Below are 21,976 nucleotides of genomic sequence, written 5' to 3'. Positions count from 1 at the left end.
GGGGTCAATCGGCCGTGACCGTGACCGGGTTGGTACTGATGTGCAGGAACGTGAGGACGTTCGTCGGCGCGCCGAGTCTCAGTTCGAGATCGTCCGGCGGCACGTGGTTGATAACACCGTTTCCGACGTCAATTTCCTCGGCGACGACGCCGCCGACGATGTTCTCGTCGACGCTGCCGCCACCGTTTATGTTGAAATTACTGTTCGGTGCGTAGATGTACCCAGTGAACTGTGGCGAGCCGTTGTTTCCGACTTCGTCGACGCTCGAATGAACGAGCATCAGGAGTTGTTCGGGGTCGCCCCCGGTGTTGATGTCCGGGGTACCGCTGAAGTCGACGGTGTCGTTGACGTAAAATTTAACCCGGCCATCGCCGGTAATGTCCAGCTCGGTACTTCCGCTGAAGCTCAGTTCGTCGTCGACGACGACCCTGATATCACCGTCGCTCGTGTCGAGTACGGTGTCTTCGACCTCCAGTTCCTCGTCAGTGAAGTAGGTGCCGGCGGTCTTCGTGCCGCTGAGTGTCCCATCAATGTCGGTACAACCAGACGGACAGTTCGAAATCTGGTCTTCGACGTTCGGACTGACCGACGCGCTCTGGATGTTCGTCCGGGTGCTGCCGATAATTTCGCCGTTATTTTTACTCTGTGGCGGGTTTGGGCCAGTCGTCGCCGCGCCGTGCTCGAACTCCTCGACTGCCGGCGCGGTGAGGTTCACCGTGACGCGGTTTTGACTCGGCGTATAGGTCACATCACCCTCGGTCCGCTCGTTGAAGTAGGTCTTCCAGCCGAGGTGGTACTCACTCTCGATGGTAACTTGGACGATCTCGTCTTCGAGTGGGTTGCTGAGGCTTTTTGTCGCGTTCGGGAAATAGCTCTGGCTCGGTCCGTCTTTTCGGATGACCGCGTCGCCGCTGAGAGATTTGTCACCGGAAATCGTCACCAGCGGCAGCGTCAGTGTCTGGTCGCGGTAGTTGAACTCTGGAGGTGAGATCATCGAACTCCCCGGGCCACCGTCGGAGCGCCAGACACCACCACCCTGGTAGGCGATTTTCGTCTCTCCACGCTCGAACACGACGGCACCCAGCTTGGTATCGGGCATAATCACGGTGTCCGGGCCGCTGCCGACAGTCGTGATGTTGATAGTTCCGGCGTCACCGTCGACGCTGAACTGCTCGCGGTCGCTGCGCTCGAACTGCATCTCCTGACTGTTGGTCCGACCCAGTGCGACCATCGATATCTCCGAGTCCATCTGTGTCATCACCTTCTCGGCACGGTCGCCCGAGAGACTCTGCTGGGAATCGGACACCGCAACTGCACCGAACACGAGCACTGTCGCCGCACCGAGAATTACAATTGAGAATAGCAAAATAAATCCGAGCGTCTCGCTCTGGGCACGCACTCTTCCGGAGTGCGCGTCTGAAACGGTTTCATGGTCGTTTCCCCTCATTCTTTCAGACTACACTCGGACCACGAATAAGCGTTTTTGCCAATTATCACGAGAGATATTAAGGAACGTTGTCACGAGTCAGCCAGCGGACGAACAGAAATGATTAACCGTCGCTAGCTGTTCGTCAGGAATGGGAACGCACGACCGCAAATCTGACTCGCCGCCTGATTGGGCGGCTTGGGATTGTGGGAGTGTCGGCCAACACGGCCACAGCATCCATCGCGACCGCACGCAGCGGTTCGTGCAGTTCCAAGACAACAATGGCACGAATGCACTCACGCCGCCGTGGCTCGTCCGGATCGGACAAGCCAGCGGCAGACGACCCACCGGAGTGGAGCGACGTAGATGCCGACGCAATCGAAGAGCGCGTCGTCGAACTAGCCGAGGAGGGCCACAGCCCGAGCGAAATCGGCCTGAAGCTTCGCGACGAGGGCGTTCAGGGCACCCCGATCCCTGATGTCACACTCGCGACGGACAAGAAGGTAACCGAAATCCTCGACGAACACGACGCAGACCCGGACATCCCGGAAGACCTGCGCAACCTGATGGCCAAGGCTGTTCGCCTGCGCGACCACGTGCAGGAGAACCAGACCGACCACCAGAACAAGCGCGCGCTCCAGAACACGGAGTCGAAGATTCGCCGCCTCATCAACTACTACCGAGGCGACGAACTCGACGAGGACTTCAGTTACAGCGTCGACGAAGCCCGAGACCTGATCTAAGATGTCGACCGCCGGCCACCCGACCAAACCGACCCCAACTGATCTGGAAGGTGCGCTCCGCGAGGCGGAGTTTGTCCGTCTCGTCGCAGCGGCCGACGCCGATAGCGTCGCTGCCGCCGCGTTGCTTGCCGACGCACTCGGCCAGCAAGGGACGCCGTACCAGACGTCAGTCGTGGCGCTGGCGCAGCCAGCCGCACGCGATACCGACGCAGACCTGACGGTCGGAATCGGACGAACGGTGGCCGGCAGCGACTCGACAATCGGATTGGACGATGCTGCTGCACGCACTGCACACGCTACGGCCCGCGAACTCGGTGCCGGCGACCTCCCGCTCGCGCTGGCCGGGACCGTTGCCCGTGAGGGTCATCCCGGCGACGACCTCGCGACGGTTGCCGCCGAGCACGGAATCGAGCGCCGGCCCGGCGTGGCGGTGCCAACATCGGATCTCAGAGACGGACTTGCCCACTCGACACTCGTCCACGCGCCTTTCTCGGGCACAGACGAGGCTGAACTCGGTTTCGACTTTCAGGCAGATCCAACCGACGAGGACCGTCGACAACTCGCGTCAGCAGTTGCGCTGGCCGTTGCAGACGACCCCGGCGGGACGACCCGCGGGAGCGAGGCCGTCGAGAAAGTGTTGCGTCCGCTCGCAGGCGGTCCCTTCGAGACCATCGGCGGCTACGCCGACGTGCTCGGGGCACTTGCCCGCGAACAACCCGGACTCGCGATTGTCCTCGCGGTCGGGAAACTTGACCGTGAGACAGCGCTCGACCACTGGCGCACGCACGGACAGCGTGCACACGACGCGCTTCGAGCGGCGACGACCAGCCGATACGATGGGCTGTTCGTCGTCCAGTGTGAGCCAGGCGCGCCCGTCGAGACTGCTGCCGAACTCGCCGCCGACTACCGCTCGCCGGAACCGGTCGTTCTCACGGTCGGCACAGACCGCGCGGCGGTCGTCGGCGATGGGTTCGAAGACGCTCTCTCAGCCGCGACGAGCGCGGTCGGCGGGACCAGCGAGGCGGTCGGCCGTCGCGGCCGGGCGCAGTTCGACGGTGACGCAACCGAGTTCGTTGCAGCGTTCACGGAGGCACTATGACCGGACGCAGACGCGCTCGGGTCGAAACCGAGCACGGTAACGCCGAGACGGCTCAGGCAGTCGCAGCAGCACTCACACCCGACAACACTGCGTCGATGGAGACCACTGTCGACGGACCGGCAGTGGTCACGACCATCGAGCGCGATTCGACAGGAGGCTTGCAGTCGACAGTCGACGATTACGTCGTCAATCTCCAGGTGGCGGTACAGCTATTGCCCACGGACGGGGACGCGTCCACAGAGACAACACAAATATGAGCGAACGATCAGTATCCAAGCAGAAACAGGAAAAGCGGTGGTACACCGTGCAGGCTCCCGAGCAGTTCGACAGGGAGGAACTCGGTGAAACACCAGCAGACGAACCGGACCAGGTGCTCGGTCGCACCATCGAAACAACGCTGGGCGATCTGAAAAACGACGCCAGCGGGAACAACACCAAACTCAAGTTCAAGATCAACGAGGTCGCGAGCGACACGGCATACACGGAGTTCATCAAGCACGAACTGACGCGGGATTACCTGCGCAGTCTCGTTCGCCGTGGCTCCTCGAAAATCGAGGCCTACATCACGGTGCTGACTGCAGACGACTACCGTGTGCAGATCCAGCCGGTCGCGCTCACGACCAAGTCCGCAGACGAGAGTCAGGAGAAGGCAATCCGCCGGACGATGATCGACATCGTCCGCGAGAGCGCCCGCGAACGAACCTTCGAGGACATCACCGACAGTGTCGTCGAAGGCCGACTCTCCTCGGCAATCTACAACGAAGCGAAGACGATCTACCCGCTTCGCCGCGTCGAAATCCAGAAGATGACACTGGAAGCCCGACCGGAAGAAGTCGAAGCCGAAGAAGAAGCGAGCGTCAACGTCGAAGAGTAAGTCGCCGCCTCAGTGCGGACCCTTTTGTTCAGTATCCGCTCGTCGTCTCGTTGCCAGACTCGTCTTCGGGTTCGACGTAGACCACGCCGACCATATCGGCCCGCAGGTGTGGAATACAGACGTAGTCGTAGCGTCCGGGCGTCGTGAACGTGTTCTCGTAGGCTTCGCCAGGTTCGAGGATGCCGCCGGAACGGGCGTCCCACGCGTCTTTGGCGGCGTCGTAGTCGTCGAACCCACCAGAGGCGAAGTACTCGGACTCGTCGGTGGCGTCGGGAAGGCCAGAGGCCGTCACGGTGTGGCTGTGACTACTCGTGTTATCGAAGGAGACGGTAGTTCCGACCGGGACCGTGAGTTCTTCGGGGCGAAAGTCTACCTGTGTCATCGTGACACGGTTGTCTTCACCCGCAGCTGCGGAGCCGTCGAAACAGCCCGCGAGACTCGTGGAGACGCCTGCACCAGCGAGGGCCAGGAAGGCACGACGTTTCATAGTCGGGACTCAGGACTGGATAGGCTTAGACCACTCGGTTACTGGACCGAGGGTTCAAATACCAGCACCGGACCAGCGGGCGTATGGACGACTCACTACGGGAGCGCGTCGAGGCGCTCGAACGGACCGTAGCGGATGGAGAGTTCGATGGTGGTGGCGACACAGCAGCACACGACGAGCGACTCTCAGACCTCGAATCTCGTCTCGATACCGTCGAATCCACGCTGGATGACCTCGAAGCGGCGACACAGGCACTCCGTGGCTACGTCGGTAACGTCCGCTCGGTCAACGACGAAGTCGAACAGCGTGCCGACACGGCACTCGCGAAAGTCCGGGCGCTCGAAGACGAACTCGACGAGTCGACAGCCAACACAGCGCAGTCGGAATCGACTCCGCAGCCACCAGATCACCAGAACACCCCACACACCCAGCCCGTCGACCCGACCGACCGTTCAGGCAGGCCTGCCCACCAGCAAACCTCAGCCGCGAAGGAGACGAACGAGCGGCGCTGTCAGCCCTGTGGTCACGTCCACAGTGAGAACACGGCCGAAACAGACGGCGGAGCGACCCATCAACCACCTGAGAATAGATCCAGTGAAAACGCACTCGTGCCTGATGAGTCCGAGGAGACCGGAAGACTCCAGCGGATTAGAGAGCTCCTGTAGACGATGTCGTTCAGCGAACGCCTTCCCGCGGCGCTGCAGTCACTCCTTGGAAGCGACGAACAGACTGATGGCTGTGGCTGTACCCACCAGTTCGCAGACGAGACACTCCGGGTCGACGCGACGGCCTGTGAAAACGAGGGCCGGGTAACCGAGAGCCCTGACTGCCGCGAGCGAGTCATCGGCGCGCTCACCGAGCGAGACGCGACAACTGTCCAAGTCGAAACCGACGGCGTGGTTCGTGCCTACGAAGGTGACGCTGCGGCGTTGCTGCTGGCCGCCGGCAGATTCGTCGAAACGATGCAGTTTCACGACGAGCGACTCGCAGCCACCTGTGCTCGTGACCCACTCGGAGCAGCCCGAGAAGCAACGGGTCGCGCTGACGCCGCGCGACGAGTCGCGGCCGAGACTGGCCTCTCCGAACTCGCCGCGGCGGCCGAGAGCTACGAGACGGCACTCGCACCGACGGTTGGCCCAACCGTGAGCCACTGGCGAGTGACAACCACGCCGCCGCCAGATAGTCAGCTCAGAGATGTTCGCGACCTCGATACCGGGGCGACTGTCCGCCGATACGAGCCAGAAGCGGGCGTTGACCGGTACTACCTCTCACCGGTCGAGCGGTCGTTTTCAGACGCCGAGTTAGCCCTGCTGGCCACCGCATACGAACGCCTCGCTGACGGAGAGTTCGAGGGTGAACAGCGCGCGCCGGGACGGGCCGTCAGGGCCGTGCTGGCAGCAGAAGAGTACCCCGACACGGTCTCGGTCGAGACGGTGACTGCAGTGTTGGAAAAGCATACGAGAGGGTTCGGACTGCTCGAAGACCTCTTCGCAGACCCGACAGTCTCGGACGTGTTCGTGACCGCACCGGCACCGGAAAACTGGCTCCGTGTCACCGCAGACGGGAACAGCTACCGGACGAATGTCCGGCCCACTGAAGCGGGCGTCGCGGCGCTGTCTTCACGGTTCCGCCGCGAGAGCGGCCGGGCGTTTTCACGGGCTGACCCGACACTCGACGCCACCGCGACTGTCGCCGACAGACAGGTTCGTGTCGCTGGCGTCACCGACCCGCCCAGCGACGGGAGCGCCTTTGCCTTCCGGGCACAGGACGACGCAGTCTGGACGCTGCCCGCGCTGGTCGGAAACAACACCCTCTCGACATCGGCCGCAGCGGTGCTCTCCGTCGCCGTCGAGCGAGGGACGGCGACGCTGGTCGCGGGACCGCGTGGTGCTGGCAAGACGACACTACTTGGGGCGTTGTTGTGGGAACTCCCGCCGGCAGTTCGGACTGTCGCCATTGAGGACACGCCAGAGCTTCCAGTCACACGACTGCAAGAGGCAGGCCGTGATGTCCAGCAGTTGCGCGCCAGTACTGACGACGACTTTTCCCCAGCGGAGGCCCTGCGGACCGCGCTCCGCCTCGGTGATGGTGCTATCGTCGTCGGTGAAGTCCGCGGGTCCGAAGCGAGCGTTCTGTATGAGGCGATGCGCGTCGGAGCAAACAGCGAGGCAGTGCTCGGAACGATCCACGGCGACGGCGCGGGCGCGGTGTACGAGCGTGTGGTCGAGGACCTTGGCGTGTCAGCGTCATCGTTCGGCGTGACGGACCTGGTGGTCACCTGTGAGTTGACCGCCGACGGGACCCGTCGCGTCAGCGCAATCGAAGAAGTGTGTGGCGATACCGATCCTGAGTTCGAGGCACTGTTCGAGCGGAGTGAGGACGGACTCGAATCGACCGGGAGAATCGAGCGCGGCAACAGCACAGCCATTGACGGGATGCGCGCCGCGGACGAGGCGTACGCCAGCGTGCGCGAGCAGTGCCAGCAGCGCGAACGATTGCTCGAATCGCTCGCTGAGCGCGGCACAACAGAGCCCGGCGCACTCGTCGCGTCACACGAGGACCGCTAATGACGGGCGACACGCACCCACTGGCTCGCGTCCTCGACGGACTCGCTGCCTGCTACCCGTGGGACGTTGAGGCAAGCACAGAGCTCCGGCTGGCACTCGATGTACTCGGCCGGCCGGTTCGTCCTGCAGTCGTCGTCAGGGCTGGCTACGTCGCCGGCGTAGTGGTCGGATTCGTTCTGTTGCTGTGTGCGCTTGCAGTGCCAGCGACGTTTCGACTCGCGGCGCTGCTCGGGGCCGTCAGCCTCGCACTGTTAACGACTCACGTAGTGCACACGGCACCGAAACTGTGGGCAACGGCGCGTCGGACCAGCGCGCTGGGAGCCGCGCCCGACCTCGTCGCTCGGATGGTCTTGAGTATGCGCCTCACCCCGACGCCGGAGCGGGCGGCTGATTTCGCTGCGAAGACTGGTGATGGATTGCTCACCGGGAGTCTGGCGGGCCACGTCCGACAAGCCCAACACACCGGCAAGTCTGGATTGGTTGCGTTCGGGGAGTCCTGGACCGACCTGTTTCCCTCGCTGCGGCGCTCAGTCTCGCTGGTGTCAGCAGCAGGAACTGCGGCCGACCGCGACCGAGAGCGCCTGCTCGACCGCGCGCTGGCGGTCGTCTTAGAGGGAACTCGCGAACAGATGGAGAGTTTCGCCGCAACCGTCCGGACGCCAGTGACGGCGCTGTACGCCTTCGGCGTGTTACTCCCAACGGCGCTCGTGGCACTGTTGCCGGCAGGGAGTGCCGTCGGTATCGCGGTGACGCCACTGACCGTTATCGCGATGTACGATATCGTTCTGCCGGGCATACTGCTCGGTGCCGCGGTATGGCTGCTGGCTCGCCGGCCGGTCGCCTTTCCGCCACCGGGAGTGGCAACGAGTCAGGACGGCGTGGCTAACCGACAGTGGTTCGCGGTCGGTGCCGGCACCGCGACTGGAGTCGGCGCGGCGCTCGCGGCGGCGCTAGTTACGCCGTCTTGGGGGCCGCCAGTCGCCGGAATCGGAATCGGTGTCAGCGTTGCACTGTGGCTCTACTACCAGCCAGTCGTCAGTCAGTACGAGCGGATCCGCGAGATTGAGGCGTCGCTGCCGGACGCGCTGACGCTGATTGGCCGCCGAGTCGCGAATGGGCGAGCCGTTGAAACGGCAATCGAACACACTGGCTCGGAACTCGACGACGAACTCGGAGCGGTGTTGCTCGCTGGCGCGCGCCGGCACCGACAGCTACAGATTGGTGTCGAAGAGGCCTTTCTCGGTCAGGACGGCGTGCTGGCAGACGTGCCAAGCAAGCGCGTTCGAGGGAGCGTTGCGTTGCTCGCACTCGCGGCGCGAGAGGGGCGGCCGGCCGGGAGTGCGCTGCTAGCGCTCGGTGACCACGTCGAGGACTTGCGGACAATCGAACAGGAGTCCAGACGCTCGCTCGCACACGTCTGCCAGACACTCCAGACGACCGGCATGCTCTTTGGCCCACTCGTTGCTGGGGCAACTGTGGCACTCGCTGCGGGCATCGGCGGCGAGGAGTTTCTCGCAGAGCAGACCCAGTCACTGGTCTGGCTGGGCGGGCCAGTCGGCTGGTATGCGCTGTTGCTCGCGGTGGTGTTGACCGCGCTGGCGACGGGACTGACCCGCGGGCTGGACCGGGAACTGCTGGGCTATCGAATCGGCCGCGCGGTTGGAGCCGCGACAGTCACGTATTTTGCGTCGTATCTGCTCGTTGGGACGTTACTGTGAGTTCTGGTGGCCGAGGCCGTCGGTTTTCTCTCGCTGGGAGCGAGACCAACTTTGATTATGCCACGTATTGAAGATTCATATGGATATTACGATGGATATTTCTAACATAGCCACTCCTGATTACGCCGAGATCGACGCGGACGAGCGTCTTGGAAAAGTCCGGTCGATGTTCGAGGACGACCAGCGACCGAAAGGGATTGTGGTCACTGAAGACGGCGAATACACGGGGATCATCAACCAGAAACAGCTCATCCAGTCACACGTTCAGGATGACGCGAAAGTCCGGGGACTTGTGCGGTCGGCACCGAAGGTCCGGCGAACGGACGACGTGCGCGAAGTGGCGCGGGTGCTCGTCGAGAGTGGCGCAAAGATTGCCCCGGTGTTCGAGGGCGAAACGCTGTGGGGTATTGTCAGCGAGGAGGCCATCCTCGAGGCCGTCCTCGACAATCTCGACACCCTCGATGTCTCCGACATCTACACGGCCGAGGTTGTGACGGTCACCGAGGACACGCAGGTCGGACGGTGTATCAACATGCTCCGGGAGAACAGCATCTCCCGGCTGCCGGTTGTCGACGAGGACGGCCAACTCACCGGGATGGTGACGACCCACGACATCGCCGATTTCGCTGTCCGTGACATGGAGCGCCAGCAAAAAGGCGACCGCTCCGGCGACATCGACCGCGTCCTCGATATTCCAGCCTACGACATCATGTCCAGTCCTGTCGCGACGACGACTGCCGGCGCGACGGTCAAGTCAGCGGTCAAGCAGATGCTCGACAACAACTACGCCGGTCTCGTCGTCACGCCCGAAGACAACGACTCCATCGTTGCTGGCGTCGTCACGAAGACGGACGTGCTCCGCGCGCTGACGTACACCGAAGAGGACCATATGGATGTCCAGATTACGAACATCAAGTTGCTGGACACGCTCACCCGCGAGGAGATTCGCGAGGAGATTCAGGCAACTGCGGATAAGTATCAGGAGATGCAGGTCCAGCATGCACACGTCCGGTTCCACAAACACAAAGAGAAACTCCGCGGGACGCCCCTGATCCAGTGTCAGGTCCGACTGCGGACCAACAAGGGCCAGGTTGCAGGCTCCGGTGAGGGCTACGGTGCCGATATGGCCTTTAACGTCGCGCTCGACAAACTCGAACGGCGTGTCCTCGAACTGAAAGGCGTCCGCGCTGACGAGGAGTACCGTGGCCAGTTGCTCAGAAAACTGGGCGAACTCTAGGATTCGACGACCGTATTTTTCAGTCGGCCGATTCCTTCGTACCAGATTTCGATATCGTCGCCGGGTTCGATCAGTCCCGGGTTCGCGGGGCTGCCAAAGGAGATGACATCGCCGGGTTTGAACGTGTATCGTTCCGAGAGGAAGGCAAGCGCCTCGTAGGGGTCGAAGATCATCCAGTCAGTCGTCGCGTCCTGACGTTTTTCTCCGGAAATGTGTGTCTCGATCTCGATATCTCGCGGATCGAGGTCCGTCTCGATAACAGGCCCCAGCGGTGCTGACCCGTCGAACGCTTTGCGCGCAGTCCGCCGTTCCTGGTCCAGCGCGTCGAGGTCGTTGAGAATCGTCCAGCCCCGAAGCACGTCTTTGACCTCGTCCTCGCCATCGAGGTCCGTACACTCCTCGTCGATGACGGCAGCCAGTTCGCCAGCGTAGGTCAGTTCCTCGGTCCAGTCGGGATACTCGATTGGCTGCTCCGGCGGGTGGAGTGAAACGGCAGGCTTGATGAACCAGTCCGGAATCTCCGGAATATCGTAGTCCATCTGGTCGATTTTCTCCGCGAAGTTGCGGCCGATGCAGTAGAACGTTCCGGGCTCACAGGGCGCACGTAGCGTTGCGTCCTCGCCGAGTTTGTATTCGTCGCCGTCGACGGTCACCGTCCCGTCATCGTATTCGCCGGTCAGAATGCCATCGTCGGTCTCGATGCGTGCCAGTTTCATGCTCGGGCCTTCCGCGCGACGGTTTACAACAGTTTCGAGAACGGGCCGGGCGATTGAAGGGGCTCCGGTGTCGTCTGGTAGACGAGCAATGTCGACAGCGGTCTGGGGGGTCAGGGGAATCTATCTCGCGGCCAGTGTCTTCGCCATCGCGCTCGCAGGACTCGTCTGGCGGAACCGGGGTCGGAAGGGAGCACTGCCGTTATCCGTAGAACTGGTCGGTGCCGGGCTGTGGGCGTTCTGTCTGCTGGTCTCGACAGTGCCCCAGGAGTGGCTTGCCAGGGCAGCCATCCGGGTGATGTACTTCCCCGTCGGCCTGACTGTCGCCGCGACGCTGGTGTTCGCGCTCGAGTACACTGGCCGAGAGCGGTACGTGACTCGCAGGTTTCTCGCGGCACTGTCGGTCCATCCGATACTGGCCGGCCTCGCCGCCCTCGTCAACCCCAGTGAGTTGTTCTTCGCAGCACTCCGTCCGGCCAGTGTGGTCGGCGTCGAGCAGGTCTGGGGACCGCTGTTTTGGGTGCACTCGGCGTACAGTTACGCGCTCATCCTCGGCTACACCGTGTTGCTGGTGGGGTTCATCTACCGGACGCGACACCAACTGTACCGCGGGCAGGCCGCCGCGCTGGTCTTGGGCATCTCCTCGCCGGTGCCGCTGAATCTCATCTTCCTCGCGGGCTCGGTCGAGTTCGACACGACACCGATTGGGTTCGTCGTCGCCTCGGCGTTTTTCGCCGTCGCCATCGTCCACTACGAGTACACGAATATCACGCCCATCGCCCGCGAAAAGGTAATCACGAACGTCAGAGACGGGATGTTGGTCGTCGGCCCAGAGGGCCAGATTGTCGATAGCAACCCGGCGGCCGAACAGATGCTTGGAGCGAGTGACTCACTCGTCGGGTCGCCCGTCGAGAGGGTCGTCACCCCGGAGATGGCGACAGTATTCGAGAAGCTGATGGACGACGACGACGGCGAGCAGACCGTCTCGTACGGCGAACTGTACCTCCGAATCGAGTCGACGCCAATCGACAACGACCGCGGCGAACGTCTCGGCTGGCTCTTTTTACTTGACGACGTAACCGAACAAACCCGCCGTGAACGCGACCTCGAACAGCAGATTGAGAAACTCGACCAGTTCGCCAGTCTCGTCAGCCACGACTTGCGCAACCCGCTGACCGTCGCCGCGGGCTATATCGACCAGGCGAAAGCAACAGGCGATGTCTCCTATCTCGATAACGCCGAAGACGCGACCGAGCGCATGGAGGCGATTATCGAAGATGTACTCGCGCTGGCACGAGAGGGGCAGGAAGTGACCGACCCGAGTGAGGTCTCACTCGAGACAGTTGCACGGGCAGCGTGGGACAGCGTCGAGACCAGTGGGGCGACGTTGCGCGTCGACGCGGACGTGACCATCGTCGCGGACCAGCAACGGCTCCAGCGACTATTCGAGAACCTCTACCGCAACGCTGTGGAACACGGAGCGAGCGACGAGGCCGACGGTGCGGGGGATACGATGAGTCTGTCGGAGTTAGTCGTAGAAGTGAGCGTTGCAGAAGAGACAGCCGCAACGCTGACCGTCGTGGTGAGTGACAACGGAACCGGAATCCCCGAAGAGAACGTCGACCAAGTCTTCGAGGACGGTTTCACGACTGACCGGGAGGGGACTGGACTCGGGCTGGCTATCGTCAAGCAGATTGCGGGCGCCCACGGCTGGGAGATAGGGGCCGGAATCGCGGCCAGCGGTGGCGCGGAATTCGAGATTTCGGGCGTCCGGAAGCCAGTGTCGTAGTCGGTCAATGCAGGCCCTCGACAGCGAACGCAGGATGGCTGTATCGAACTGCTTCGAGTCACTTATTTGCCTCGCGGCGCAACCTTTGTGAGAATGAAGGACCCGGAACTCGCTGTCGTCGAGTTCGTGTTGACGACGACCGTCTACAACGAGACCGAGCGGTTCGAGGCCGATGATCTGCCTGCCGCGTATCGAAGCCCATTCTGGAGCGACGGCCGGATAGAGCGGCCGCTCTCGCCGACAGTCGGCGGCGCACAGACCGCGACAGGCGTCGATCGCCCGTGGGACGCAATCTCCGGGCTGATGTTCACCGACCACGACGACTTCTCCGGGTCGCTCTCGTTTACCGACCAGGACATGGCCGAGGAGTGGTATCTCGACCGTGCCTCGGACGGCCAACTCGAAGCCAACCCGGTGCTCGCGGGTCACTTCGAGGAGAGCCGAGATGTCTCCTACGACCTCGCTGCCGAGCAAAACCGACCTGCCCGGGCTGACCGAGAGTTCATCGACTCGCTCCTGGAGGAGTACTTCGACGACGACGAAGAAGAGGAGATGCTCGACCTTGTCGACATTCGCGCCCCAGAAGAAATCGAGCAGACGCTCGACGAAATTGTGCTGACTGGCGAACAGGAAGGCGAGATTCAGAAAATCGTCAAGGCCATCGAGCACCGTGAGTATCTGGCGAGTATTGGTCTCCGGGAGATCGGGAAACTCCTCTTTGTCGGCCCACCGGGAACCGGAAAAACCAGCGTTGCGCGGGCGCTCGCCGCAAAACTCGGCCTGCCATTTGTCGAGGTGAAACTCTCGATGATCACCAGCCAGTATCTCGGCGAAACCGCCAAAAACGTCGAGAAGACCTTCGAGGTCGCAAAACGACTCTCGCCGTGTATCCTCTTCATCGACGAGTTCGACTTCGTGGCGAAAACGCGTTCCAGCGACGAACACGCCGCAATCAAGCGTGCGGTCAACACACTGCTCAAAAGCATCGACGAAGTATCGCTCATTCAGGACGAAGTGTTGCTCATCGGCGCGACGAACCACCCCGACCAGCTCGACGCCGCCGCCTGGCGACGGTTCGACGAGATTGTCAACTTCCCAAAACCCGACCACGCGATGCGGGCGGGGATTCTCGATATCGTCACGGAGCAGATGGAGATTGTCGACTTCTCGTCGGACGAACTCGCCGAGATAACCGAGGGACTCACCGGGAGTGACCTGCGACTCGTCCTCCGGGAGGCGGTGCTCGAAGCGCTCACCGAGGAGCGGACGACGCTCACTCAACAGGACCTCGTCGACGCCGTCGAGGCCTTCGAGGAACGAGATACGCTGAAAAATATGGATATGATCGAGGGCGACCACGACGCCCTCGTCGCAGGCGGTGGCTTCGACGACGACCACGACCACAGTCACGACTGACTACAGCCACTGCCACGGCCACCTGTTGACCGAATCAGTGAGTTCGTCACTCTCGTGTGCGAGTCGCTCCGTCGCCGCAGCAAGTCGTTCGACTGCCTGAATGAGCCTGAGTGTGAAGTAGCCAGCAGCAAGCAGTGCGCCGACAACGAGCGTAAGTTCGAGTGAAAGTGAGCGGAGAAGCGGGGAGGGCGTCGCATCCATACGGCGCAATACCGGCAACGGCGACTTAATGATAGCGAAATGAACAACCTGCAGTGGCGACATCGCTTCGTTCGTCAGCCACAACTGCCTCAGTCTTTGGGCATCATCCCCTCGACGGTGCCTGTCAGGACCGTCTCACCGGCCTCATTCTCACAAACTAACTCCGACGTGAACACGTAGTCGTCCTCACGTTCAGTAACGCTCTCGTAGGTCGAGTGGCAGGTGATTGTTTCGCCGGTGTAGACTGGACGACGGAACCGAAACTCCATCAGACTGGCGAGCACCTCGTTGTCGCTGCCGATACTGGTCGGCAGCGTGGCAGTGAGCAGCCCCTGGACCATCACCCGGCCATCCTCGTCAGGTTCGGTATGGCGGGACTGGTCGTCGCCCGAGACGGCCGCAAACTGTTCAACGTCCTCACGAGTGAATGTACGCTCGATTGTTCGCGTCTGCCCTTCTGTTGGAGTCGTCATCGTATGGTCACATCGAACGCGGCCAGCCTAACTATTTCCCTCCTGCGAGTCAGCGAACCATCACTTAACCGGCCCCCACTCGTCCCACGGGATATCTCGGCCCGGATAGGCGAAATTGTTCAGTGGCCACGCCTCACTGAGCCAGTGGCGAATGTGTGACTCGATTGTGTCTTCGAGTCCCTGCTCGACGGCGGCGTCCGAGACCCAGAAGTAGACTGCCGCGTCGTGGTCGGTGTCTGTCGGCACCACGTAGAGACAGCCGAATTCGACGGTTTCGTCCGTGTTCGTAACCGCGTACGTGAAAGCGTCCCGTCGCTGGAACTCCTTGTGATGCCACGCGACATCGATGCTGTCCTGCTCGCGGGTGAGGTCATCCGACGGCCACTCGTCAGACGGGCCGAAGGTGCCCCTGATGCGGTCACAGCTGGACATCACCGCCTCGTAATCCATGTCGACATCAGCGATTGTGAGCGGTCGAATGACGAACTCGGCTGTTTCTGTTCGCTCGGGGACGGGTTCGGACTCGGGAATGAGGTTTGGTGTATGGAATGGCATTGGAAATTACAACCTCTCCGTGTGGATAGGCTTGGTTCTGTACTCAGACTGGTTCATTCCCAGTCCTCCCATTCCCCTTTGTTCGGGAAATCCAGAAACGCGTCAATCTTCTCCCGGGCGTCCTCGAACACGGACGAGCCGTGAAACACAAGTCCAATGTCGAACTCGTACTTCTGTAAGCGCTCGACATTTCGCTCTGCAGCGATCAGGTCATCAGAGTAAATCGCCTCGACCATGACGAAGTATCCCTTCGGGAGTCCCCGCCAGTCTGCCCCGATCATCGCGTCGCCCATTACCGCAACGGACTTCTCCGGAGCGACGAGCGCGTAGTTGTCATCGCAGTGGCCGGGAATGTGGACTGCGGTAAAGTTGCCAATCGTGTCTTCGTGGTCGTACCGGTGGTCTGGGTCGTTGGCAGTGTCGACCGTCGACTGCGCCGGCACGTACGTTTCGGGGTCGTACCGGTCGACCACGGCGTCGAATCCGTCGATGTGGTCGTGGTCAGCGTGCGTGATGACGAGTCGTTCTGGCTCGATACCGAGCGTGTCGAGTCGTTCGAGCAGTGTGTCGCTGGATTCACTGATGCCCGTGTCGACAACTGTCGGGACGTCCCAGTCGAAGACAAACGAGCGGTAGCGAGCCGGCTCCTCAGTCAGTGTGAGGTCGTAGATGTTTTCCGTGATATTCGTGATCGGTTTCGCGGTGTCTGGGGTATTCATGTTGGTTTGAGAGTGCTGAGAGTGCTGCAGGGTCAGTCACGGCCCCGGAGCGGTTCGCGTCGAGGTGACCTCGTAGATGGAGAGTTCAGCGTCCGCCGCAAGGTGTGGCTCCATCGCTGTTTGAAACTCGGCGACGTGGTCGCTCGATTCGTGAGACTGCTGGGCTCGCTCGTCTTCGTACTGTTCGATGATCCGCAGTGTGTTCGGGTCTTCCAGGTCACTCGTCACGCGATAATCGACGACGCCTGATTCCGCGCGAGAGCGGTCGGCGATATCTTCCAGCAACTCGATGGCTGCTGTTCGCGAGTCTGGCTTGACCGGAACTTCAGAGTGGATGACAATCATTGGATTAGGCAAGTGTCGTCTCGACAGGGAGTGTCTGGAACCCGACCTTCGAGGCTTTCGACATCGGTGTTGCTTCCTCCTCGAGTAACTCAATTTCGTCAAAGTACTCCAGAACAGTTCGCATGATGATAGGGGCTTCCAGTCGGGCGAGTGGCGCACCGATGCAGTTGTGCGGCCCGCTGCCGAACGCCAGGTGGTCTGGATTTCGGTCTGGAACGAACTGTTCGGGAGTCTCGTACTGCGCTGGGTCCCTGTTTGCGGCACCGATCCAGAGGATAACGGTTTCGCCCGCAGGAATCTCTGTCCCACCGAGGGTCACCGACTCTGTCGTTTCTCGTGCCCGAGACTGCAGCGGGCTTCGGTATCGAAGGACTTCCTCCAAGACAACACTCAGTTCGTGCGATTCGCCAGTGATGTCGTGGTGCTCGAACAGGTACAGTGCGTTCGAGAGCAGTTCGGACATCGTCCCCTGTCCGGCCAGCAGGAAGTCAAAACAGTTCGCACCGATTGTGGCGTCAGAGAGCTCTGATTCGTGGGCGAGTTCTGAGATGAGGTCGTCCTGTGGGTTGGCCGTGCGCTCAGCGACGAGGTCCTGGAAGTACTCGACTGGTTCTTCCATCTTGTGTTCGTCCCTGCTTCCTGCGGCACTGTATTCGCTGTTCATCACCGCACGGAACGTGTTCAGCCAGTCCAGCATCTGTTGGTGCTCGTCCCCGGGAATCCCAACAACGTCCATGATGACGCGCAGCGGTACTGGGTCGGCAAACTCGGTCACAAAATCGAAGCGAGTTCCGTCTTCCAGTGCCGTCTCGAGTTGTGCTTCACAGAGTGCCTCGATCGACTCCTCCAGTTCAGCCAACAGGCCCGGTTGGAAGTACTTGAACAGTTGGCCTTTCGTCTGCTTGTGGTCTGGGCCGTCAGACCAGACCATCCCCTTGTCCAGGTAGGAAAACGGAGACTGTCCATCCATGTGGCCCCCCGAGAGTTGCTTTCGGTGAAGCGCCTCGGCGTCCTGAAGCCCTGTTTTCACGTGTTCGTGCGAGAAGACATCGTACACAGCTCGCTTGGGGTCGTACTGGACGGGTGCAGCCGCTCGTTGCTCTCTGTACCAGTCGAATGGGTCGTGGAGCGCTTCTTCGGATTGAAGCGGCTCCGGCAATAAATCTTGTCTATTTTTATCATTATCCGGGCCTGTAGACATGGTATGGATTTCTTTTACGCCGTTTGATAAACGTTTCTGTACTCGTGTGGAAATTAGGCTGAATAATTAATATTGTCCCACCAACGATAAAGTATGGTTGCTGATACAAACAGTAGTGCCCGATATATATTGTTTAATCTAGCTTCAGAATAGCTGTGGGCGGCGCGCTCCTCACAGAAATAGGAATTATGTATAATTCTACTATTTCATGGACAAGTCTTAGATTACGTCGTAGTTCTCAGACAGTCTGGCTAATCATATTCTCCAAACGTGAGAAATATAAATCCCCTATAACACATAGGTTCGATACTGAACAACCCCTACTGTGCGGAGTATCTACCAATCGTTAGGCCGTGTTGTCCTTATTTTATTTCTTGTTCTAATATGAGGGTAAAGCTTTTGAATGCGAGTGGTTAGTGGGTAGTCGAAGAAGACATGTACGGTAATTCCTCGAAAGAACGCAAGAATGACAACTCAGGAGAGTACAGCCGAAATACTGCAGAGACCACGGAATCGAGTCCGTTTGATGTATCGCGACGACAGGTTCTGGCAGCAGGGGCGGGCGCAAGCGTCGTGGGGCTGGCAGGCTGTGCCGGTGGCGGCGGCGACGATACGCTGACAGTCTCCGTGTTTGGAGGTGCATTCAAGGATATTCTGGACGAGGAACTGTTCGCGCCATTCGAGGAGGAGACGGATATTGCGGTCCAGTCGGAAGCGCAGGGCGGAATTTCAGAGGTACTGCCACAACTCGAAGGCGCAGTCCGTGGCGGAAGCGCGCCGGTGGACCTGCTCATTTCGACGGTGCCAGGTGTCCTCCGTGGACTCAACTCCGACCTGTGGTACCGGTGGGATTCGAGTAACTTCGAGAATACGCAGTACATTAGCGACGACCTGATCTCGGAGGACGACGGCGACCTCATCGGCGTCGGGTCGATGGGATGGTTCATCAACCTCGTTCACAATACCAACCAGATAGACAGCCCACTCACGTCGTGGGATGCGCTCTGGGATTCCCAATACGAGGGACAGCTTGGGCTGTTGACCCCAGCAGTGACCGGTTTCCTCCCGGACATTGCCGCAGAAGTTCGTCTCGACGGCCAGCAGATGCTCGACAACGAGGAGGGAATCCGAGAAGTCTTCGAGGAACTGCAAGGCATCGTGCCGCAATCTGGACTCTGGTACACGAACGAAGCAAACTTCCAGTCGCGACTCGCCGAGGGCGAGGTTCCGGCCGGAATGCTGTATCACGACATCACGCGCGTGCTCAAAGTTACGCAGGACGCGCCCGTCGAGAGTACCTTCCCCGAAGAAGGCGGTGTCCTTGGCAGCGGCCGGTGGGTCGCGCCGAAAACGACCGACCTTGCTGACGAAGCTCGAGAGTTCATCGAATACGCCTCTCGACCAGCGGTGCAGGACCGCATCACCAAGACCCTGTTCACCGTTCCAGCAATCGAGCGACAACACAGTGAACTCAGCGACGAGGAGTACACGAAAGCCGCCGGTCCAGGCCTCGATGAGGCGATTCTTCCGAGCTTCGACCTCTACGTCGAAGAAGAGAAACTCGTCAACCAGCTCTGGAACGAACTGATCGTCCAGGAGGGGTAAGCATGTCTGGGATCGTATTAGAAGGGATTACGAAACGATATCCGGGCGGTGTCGAAGCAGTCAGCGGTGTCTCCCTCGACGTCGAGGAAGGAGAGTTCGTCACACTCGTCGGACCGAGTGGCTGTGGCAAGACGACGACACTCCGGACAATCGCAGGGTTCGAGGACGTTACCGAGGGAATCGTCGGCATCAGTGGCGAGCGGATGAACGGCGTGCCGCCTGACAAACGCGATATTGGAATGGTGTTCCAAGACTTCGCGCTGTTTCCACACAAGACAGTTGCCGAAAATATCGCATACGGGCTCGAGGTCCGGGACCGAGAGAAGGAGTATATCGAATCACGCGTCGAGGAGATGCTCGAACTCGTCGAGTTGCCCGAGACTGCGGACCGCGAACCTGACCAGCTTTCCGGCGGCCAGCAACAACGAATCGCACTCGCCCGTGCGCTCGCGCCCGAACCAGACGTGCTGTTGCTCGACGAGCCACTCGCCAGCCTCGACAAGAAGCTCCGGGAGACGATGCAGGTCGAACTGCGGCGAATTCAACAGCAACTCGGAATTACCACGTTGCTCGTCACACACAACCAGAAGGAAGCGCTGACGATGTCCGACCGAGTGGTCGTGATGAACGACGGGCGCTTCGAGCAGGTCGGTGCGCCAGAGGAGGTGTACTCTGACCCAGCCTCGCCGTTCGTGGCTGATTTCGTCGGAACTGCAAATCTGTTCGAGGGGACAGTCTCGTCGGTCGAAGACGGTGTCGCAGCGGTGGAGTGTGGCCCAGCGACGCTCAACTCGACGGACTGCGCAGATATCGAACCGGGAACCGACGTGACTGTCGTGTTCCGACCGGAGCATCTGAGTCTCGGTGACGGTGCCGTGGCGACAGATGGGGCCGGTGGGCCTGGGACAGCGTTCGACGGGACAGTCTCGGTCCGGCGGTACGTGGGTGACCAGATCGAATATCACGTCGACGTCGCCGGTGACGAGACCATCATCGCGGCCCAACGTGTCGAAGAAACCAACGCTCGGGTTGGTGACAGTGTCAACCTCCAGGTCCCGGCGACGAATTGCCTGTTACTCAACCAATGAGCACTGACGAATCAACAATCGAGGAGACTGTCCCAACCGAGGGAGTGTTGCCTCGAACGAAATATCTGCTCGTCTCGTATCCAGCCCTGACGCTCGGCCTCCTGTTCGTCGTGCCGGCTATACTGCTCATTATCGTGAGCTTCTTCAACAATGTTGAAGGTGGCTTCTTCGAGGTGGGCTTTACCCTCGAGAACTACGTTCGGTTCTTCGAGAGCGAACTGTACCGCAACCGGATGCTATACACGCTACGGTTGGGCGCACTGACGTCGCTTACGTGTCTTGCCGTGGGCTATCCGCTGGCATACTACATCGCTCGGCTTGAAAGCGAACTGTGGCGGCGGCTCTACCTCTCGGTGATTATCTCGTCGCTGTTCCTGACGTTCATTATCCGAGGGTTCGCGTGGCAGGTGTTGCTGGCGAGCAAGGGACTCGTGCCACAGCTACTCATGTTCCTTGGCCTGCGCGGAGACACTTCGGCGCTCGTGCCGGGATACCTCGCACTCGTCATCGGGATGGTGTACGTCTTCCTCCCGTTCATGGTGCTGACGCTGTTTACCAGCATCCGCGACGTTGACCGGAGCCTCGAAGAAGCCTCACGGAGCCTCGGTGCTGGGCCGCTGACCACGTTCAAGGAGGTGACGCTACCGCTGACGAAAAACGGCATCATCAGCGGGACGATGCTCGTCTTCGTCCTCTCGCTTGGGGTCTACGTATTGCCCCGGATTCTCGGTAATCCGTCGGATTGGACGCTGGCAGTCCTCATCGGCCAACAGGTCGGTATCCAGGGCAACGTGCCGTTCGGGGCCGCGCTGAGCATCGTGCTGTTGACTATCGTCGCAACCATCCTCGGGGTCGGTCGGTATTTCCTCGGCGATGACGGAGGTGATGCGATATGAGCATCTCCGATGGGCTCGACGCAAACGTCCGAGACACGCTCGGTTCGGTGTTCCTGCGAGGATTCGTCTGGCTCGTCATGCTGTTCGTCGTCGCGCCACTGGTCGTCATCAGTCTGATGGCCTTTACCTCCGGTGAGTTTCTCACCTTCCCACCGGACGGCCTCTCACTTCGGTGGTTCGAGGTGCTATTCACCAGCAGTTCGTGGATTAACGCGATTGGGACCAGCGTGATGGTTGGAATCCCATCTGCACTGCTGGCGACGAGCATCGGCGGATCGGCAGCGTACGCGCTCGACCGCCACGACTACAAACTCGGGAAAGCACTCGCTGCGGTGGCGACGCTGCCGATCATGCTTCCGCCAGTGATCATCGGTGTGATGTTCCTGGCGTTTTTCATCGGCATCGGCTTCTCGGGAACGGTCTGGAATCTCATCATCGCACATGCGATTTTCCTCACGCCGTTTCCGTTTGTCCTCGTCAGTCAGGGACTCGTTGAAGTCGATAGAAGTTACGAAGAAGCCGCGCGCAACCTCGGTGCCTCACAGCTAACCACCGTGCGGACGGTGACATTGCCATTAGTGAAGGATAACGTCGTCGCAGGATTCCTGTTCGCGTTCATCCTCTCGCTGAACGAGTACATCATCGCGTGGCTGCTGTCCGGATTCGTGATCCAGACTGTGCCGATAAATATCTTCACGAGTCTCCGGTACAACTACTCCCCAATCATCGCAGTCGTGAGCTTCCTGTTCATCGTGGTGACCTTCGTTGCACTCGCCATTGCAGACTACCTCGCGGGGGGCCTGTGGGAATGACTGAATCGACAT

23 protein-coding genes are annotated in these 21,976 nt (G+C 60.6%); 14 read left to right on the top strand and 9 right to left on the bottom strand.

The genetic code is table 11. The annotated features are described in order from the left end of the window. Positions 1-4 precede the first annotated feature (4 nt). On the bottom strand, positions 5-1,447 hold the full coding sequence (locus ACMGFM_RS00970) for a DUF7289 family protein (RefSeq protein ID WP_436900405.1): 1,443 nt from the start codon (positions 1,445-1,447) through the stop codon (positions 5-7). 260 nt (positions 1,448-1,707) lie between these two features. On the opposite strand from ACMGFM_RS00970, the gene ACMGFM_RS00965 reads away from it, so the two are divergent. From ACMGFM_RS00965 to ACMGFM_RS00950, 4 genes are read left to right on the top strand one after another with little or no spacing between them, the layout of a single operon-like run. Further along, on the top strand, positions 1,708-2,169 hold the full coding sequence (locus tag ACMGFM_RS00965; protein WP_436900404.1) for a 30S ribosomal protein S15: 462 nt from the start codon (positions 1,708-1,710) through the stop codon (positions 2,167-2,169). Between the two features lies 1 nt (position 2,170). Next, positions 2,171-3,268, top strand: a complete 1,098-nt coding sequence (locus ACMGFM_RS00960; protein ID WP_436900403.1) for a hypothetical protein — start codon at positions 2,171-2,173, stop codon at positions 3,266-3,268. After that, a complete protein-coding gene (locus tag ACMGFM_RS00955; protein WP_436900402.1) occupies positions 3,265-3,525 on the top strand; it encodes a KEOPS complex subunit Pcc1 in 261 nt (86 codons plus the stop codon). Before ACMGFM_RS00960 ends, ACMGFM_RS00955 begins: the two co-directional genes overlap by 4 nt. Next, on the top strand, positions 3,522-4,142 hold the full coding sequence (locus ACMGFM_RS00950; protein ID WP_436900401.1) for a 30S ribosomal protein S3ae: 621 nt from the start codon (positions 3,522-3,524) through the stop codon (positions 4,140-4,142). The genes ACMGFM_RS00955 and ACMGFM_RS00950 overlap by 4 nt, the downstream gene beginning before the upstream one ends. Before the next feature lie 28 nt (positions 4,143-4,170). Here ACMGFM_RS00950 and ACMGFM_RS00945 read toward each other — a convergent pair whose 3' ends face one another. Then, positions 4,171-4,629: a cupredoxin domain-containing protein gene (locus ACMGFM_RS00945; RefSeq protein ID WP_436900400.1), complete on the bottom strand. Its 459-nt coding sequence runs from the start codon at positions 4,627-4,629 to the stop codon at positions 4,171-4,173. A gap of 83 nt (positions 4,630-4,712) precedes the next feature. Here ACMGFM_RS00945 and ACMGFM_RS00940 point away from each other — a divergent pair, with 83 nt between their 5' ends. From ACMGFM_RS00940 to ACMGFM_RS00925, 4 genes are all read left to right on the top strand, one after another. Further along, positions 4,713-5,294, top strand: coding sequence for a DUF7310 family coiled-coil domain-containing protein (locus tag ACMGFM_RS00940; RefSeq protein WP_436900399.1), 582 nt, complete (start codon positions 4,713-4,715; stop codon positions 5,292-5,294). 3 nt (positions 5,295-5,297) lie between these two features. After that, the gene (locus ACMGFM_RS00935; protein ID WP_436900398.1) at positions 5,298-7,196 is read left to right on the top strand and encodes an ATPase, T2SS/T4P/T4SS family; all 1,899 of its coding nucleotides are present in this window, start codon (positions 5,298-5,300) and stop codon (positions 7,194-7,196) included. Then, a complete protein-coding gene (locus ACMGFM_RS00930; protein ID WP_436900396.1) occupies positions 7,196-8,914 on the top strand; it encodes a type II secretion system F family protein in 1,719 nt (572 codons plus the stop codon). The genes ACMGFM_RS00935 and ACMGFM_RS00930 overlap by 1 nt, the downstream gene beginning before the upstream one ends. A 91-nt stretch (positions 8,915-9,005) precedes the next feature. After that, on the top strand, positions 9,006-10,151 hold the full coding sequence (locus ACMGFM_RS00925; RefSeq protein WP_436900395.1) for a CBS domain-containing protein: 1,146 nt from the start codon (positions 9,006-9,008) through the stop codon (positions 10,149-10,151). Here the strand turns inward: ACMGFM_RS00925 and ACMGFM_RS00920 are convergent. After that, a complete protein-coding gene (locus ACMGFM_RS00920; RefSeq protein ID WP_436900394.1) occupies positions 10,148-10,867 on the bottom strand; it encodes a fumarylacetoacetate hydrolase family protein in 720 nt (239 codons plus the stop codon). The genes ACMGFM_RS00925 and ACMGFM_RS00920 overlap by 4 nt on opposite strands. Positions 10,868-10,955: 88 nt before the next feature. On the opposite strand from ACMGFM_RS00920, the gene ACMGFM_RS00915 reads away from it, so the two are divergent. Together ACMGFM_RS00915 and ACMGFM_RS00910 are read left to right on the top strand one after the other, a co-directional pair. Continuing rightward, entirely contained in the window at positions 10,956-12,653 is a 1,698-nt protein-coding gene (locus ACMGFM_RS00915) for a histidine kinase N-terminal 7TM domain-containing protein (protein ID WP_436900393.1), read from the top strand. Between the two features lie 93 nt (positions 12,654-12,746). After that, entirely contained in the window at positions 12,747-14,069 is a 1,323-nt protein-coding gene (locus tag ACMGFM_RS00910; RefSeq protein ID WP_436900392.1) for an ATP-binding protein, read from the top strand. On the opposite strand, the gene ACMGFM_RS00905 is transcribed toward ACMGFM_RS00910, so the two are convergent. The 6 genes from ACMGFM_RS00905 to ACMGFM_RS00880 all read right to left on the bottom strand — a co-directional run bounded on the left by ACMGFM_RS00905 (position 14,070) and on the right by ACMGFM_RS00880 (position 17,563). Continuing rightward, positions 14,070-14,270: a DUF8066 domain-containing protein gene (locus ACMGFM_RS00905; protein ID WP_436900391.1), complete on the bottom strand. Its 201-nt coding sequence runs from the start codon at positions 14,268-14,270 to the stop codon at positions 14,070-14,072. A gap of 89 nt (positions 14,271-14,359) precedes the next feature. Beyond that, the gene (locus ACMGFM_RS00900; protein WP_436900390.1) at positions 14,360-14,743 is read right to left on the bottom strand and encodes a MaoC family dehydratase; all 384 of its coding nucleotides are present in this window, start codon (positions 14,741-14,743) and stop codon (positions 14,360-14,362) included. 60 nt (positions 14,744-14,803) lie between these two features. Next, entirely contained in the window at positions 14,804-15,298 is a 495-nt protein-coding gene (locus ACMGFM_RS00895; RefSeq protein ID WP_436900388.1) for a hypothetical protein, read from the bottom strand. Between the two features lie 53 nt (positions 15,299-15,351). Continuing rightward, positions 15,352-16,017, bottom strand: coding sequence for an MBL fold metallo-hydrolase (locus tag ACMGFM_RS00890; RefSeq protein ID WP_436900387.1), 666 nt, complete (start codon positions 16,015-16,017; stop codon positions 15,352-15,354). A 36-nt stretch (positions 16,018-16,053) separates the two neighbouring features. Beyond that, on the bottom strand, positions 16,054-16,362 hold the full coding sequence (locus ACMGFM_RS00885) for a putative quinol monooxygenase (protein WP_436900386.1): 309 nt from the start codon (positions 16,360-16,362) through the stop codon (positions 16,054-16,056). A gap of 4 nt (positions 16,363-16,366) precedes the next feature. Beyond that, positions 16,367-17,563 (bottom strand): cytochrome P450, encoded by a 1,197-nt coding sequence (locus tag ACMGFM_RS00880; RefSeq protein WP_436900385.1) that lies wholly within the window; start codon positions 17,561-17,563, stop codon positions 16,367-16,369. 435 nt (positions 17,564-17,998) lie between these two features. On the opposite strand from ACMGFM_RS00880, the gene ACMGFM_RS00875 reads away from it, so the two are divergent. The 4 genes from ACMGFM_RS00875 to ACMGFM_RS00860 are packed head-to-tail and all read left to right on the top strand — an operon-like array spanning position 17,999 to position 21,964. After that, positions 17,999-19,168, top strand: coding sequence for an ABC transporter substrate-binding protein (locus ACMGFM_RS00875; protein WP_436900383.1), 1,170 nt, complete (start codon positions 17,999-18,001; stop codon positions 19,166-19,168). A 2-nt stretch (positions 19,169-19,170) separates the two neighbouring features. Continuing rightward, a complete protein-coding gene (locus tag ACMGFM_RS00870) occupies positions 19,171-20,256 on the top strand; it encodes an ABC transporter ATP-binding protein (protein WP_436900382.1) in 1,086 nt (361 codons plus the stop codon). Continuing rightward, positions 20,253-21,152: an ABC transporter permease gene (locus ACMGFM_RS00865; protein WP_436900381.1), complete on the top strand. Its 900-nt coding sequence runs from the start codon at positions 20,253-20,255 to the stop codon at positions 21,150-21,152. Before ACMGFM_RS00870 ends, ACMGFM_RS00865 begins: the two co-directional genes overlap by 4 nt. Continuing rightward, on the top strand, positions 21,149-21,964 hold the full coding sequence (locus ACMGFM_RS00860) for an ABC transporter permease (RefSeq protein WP_436900380.1): 816 nt from the start codon (positions 21,149-21,151) through the stop codon (positions 21,962-21,964). The genes ACMGFM_RS00865 and ACMGFM_RS00860 overlap by 4 nt, the downstream gene beginning before the upstream one ends. Positions 21,965-21,976 lie beyond the last annotated feature (12 nt).

This window comes from Halovenus halobia, assembly GCF_051414135.1.
GTDB classification, from domain to species: Archaea; Halobacteriota; Halobacteria; order Halobacteriales; family Haloarculaceae; genus Halovenus; species Halovenus halobia.
The sequence above is the reverse complement of the archived record's forward strand: the minus strand, read 5'-3'. Positions and strand labels throughout refer to the sequence as shown.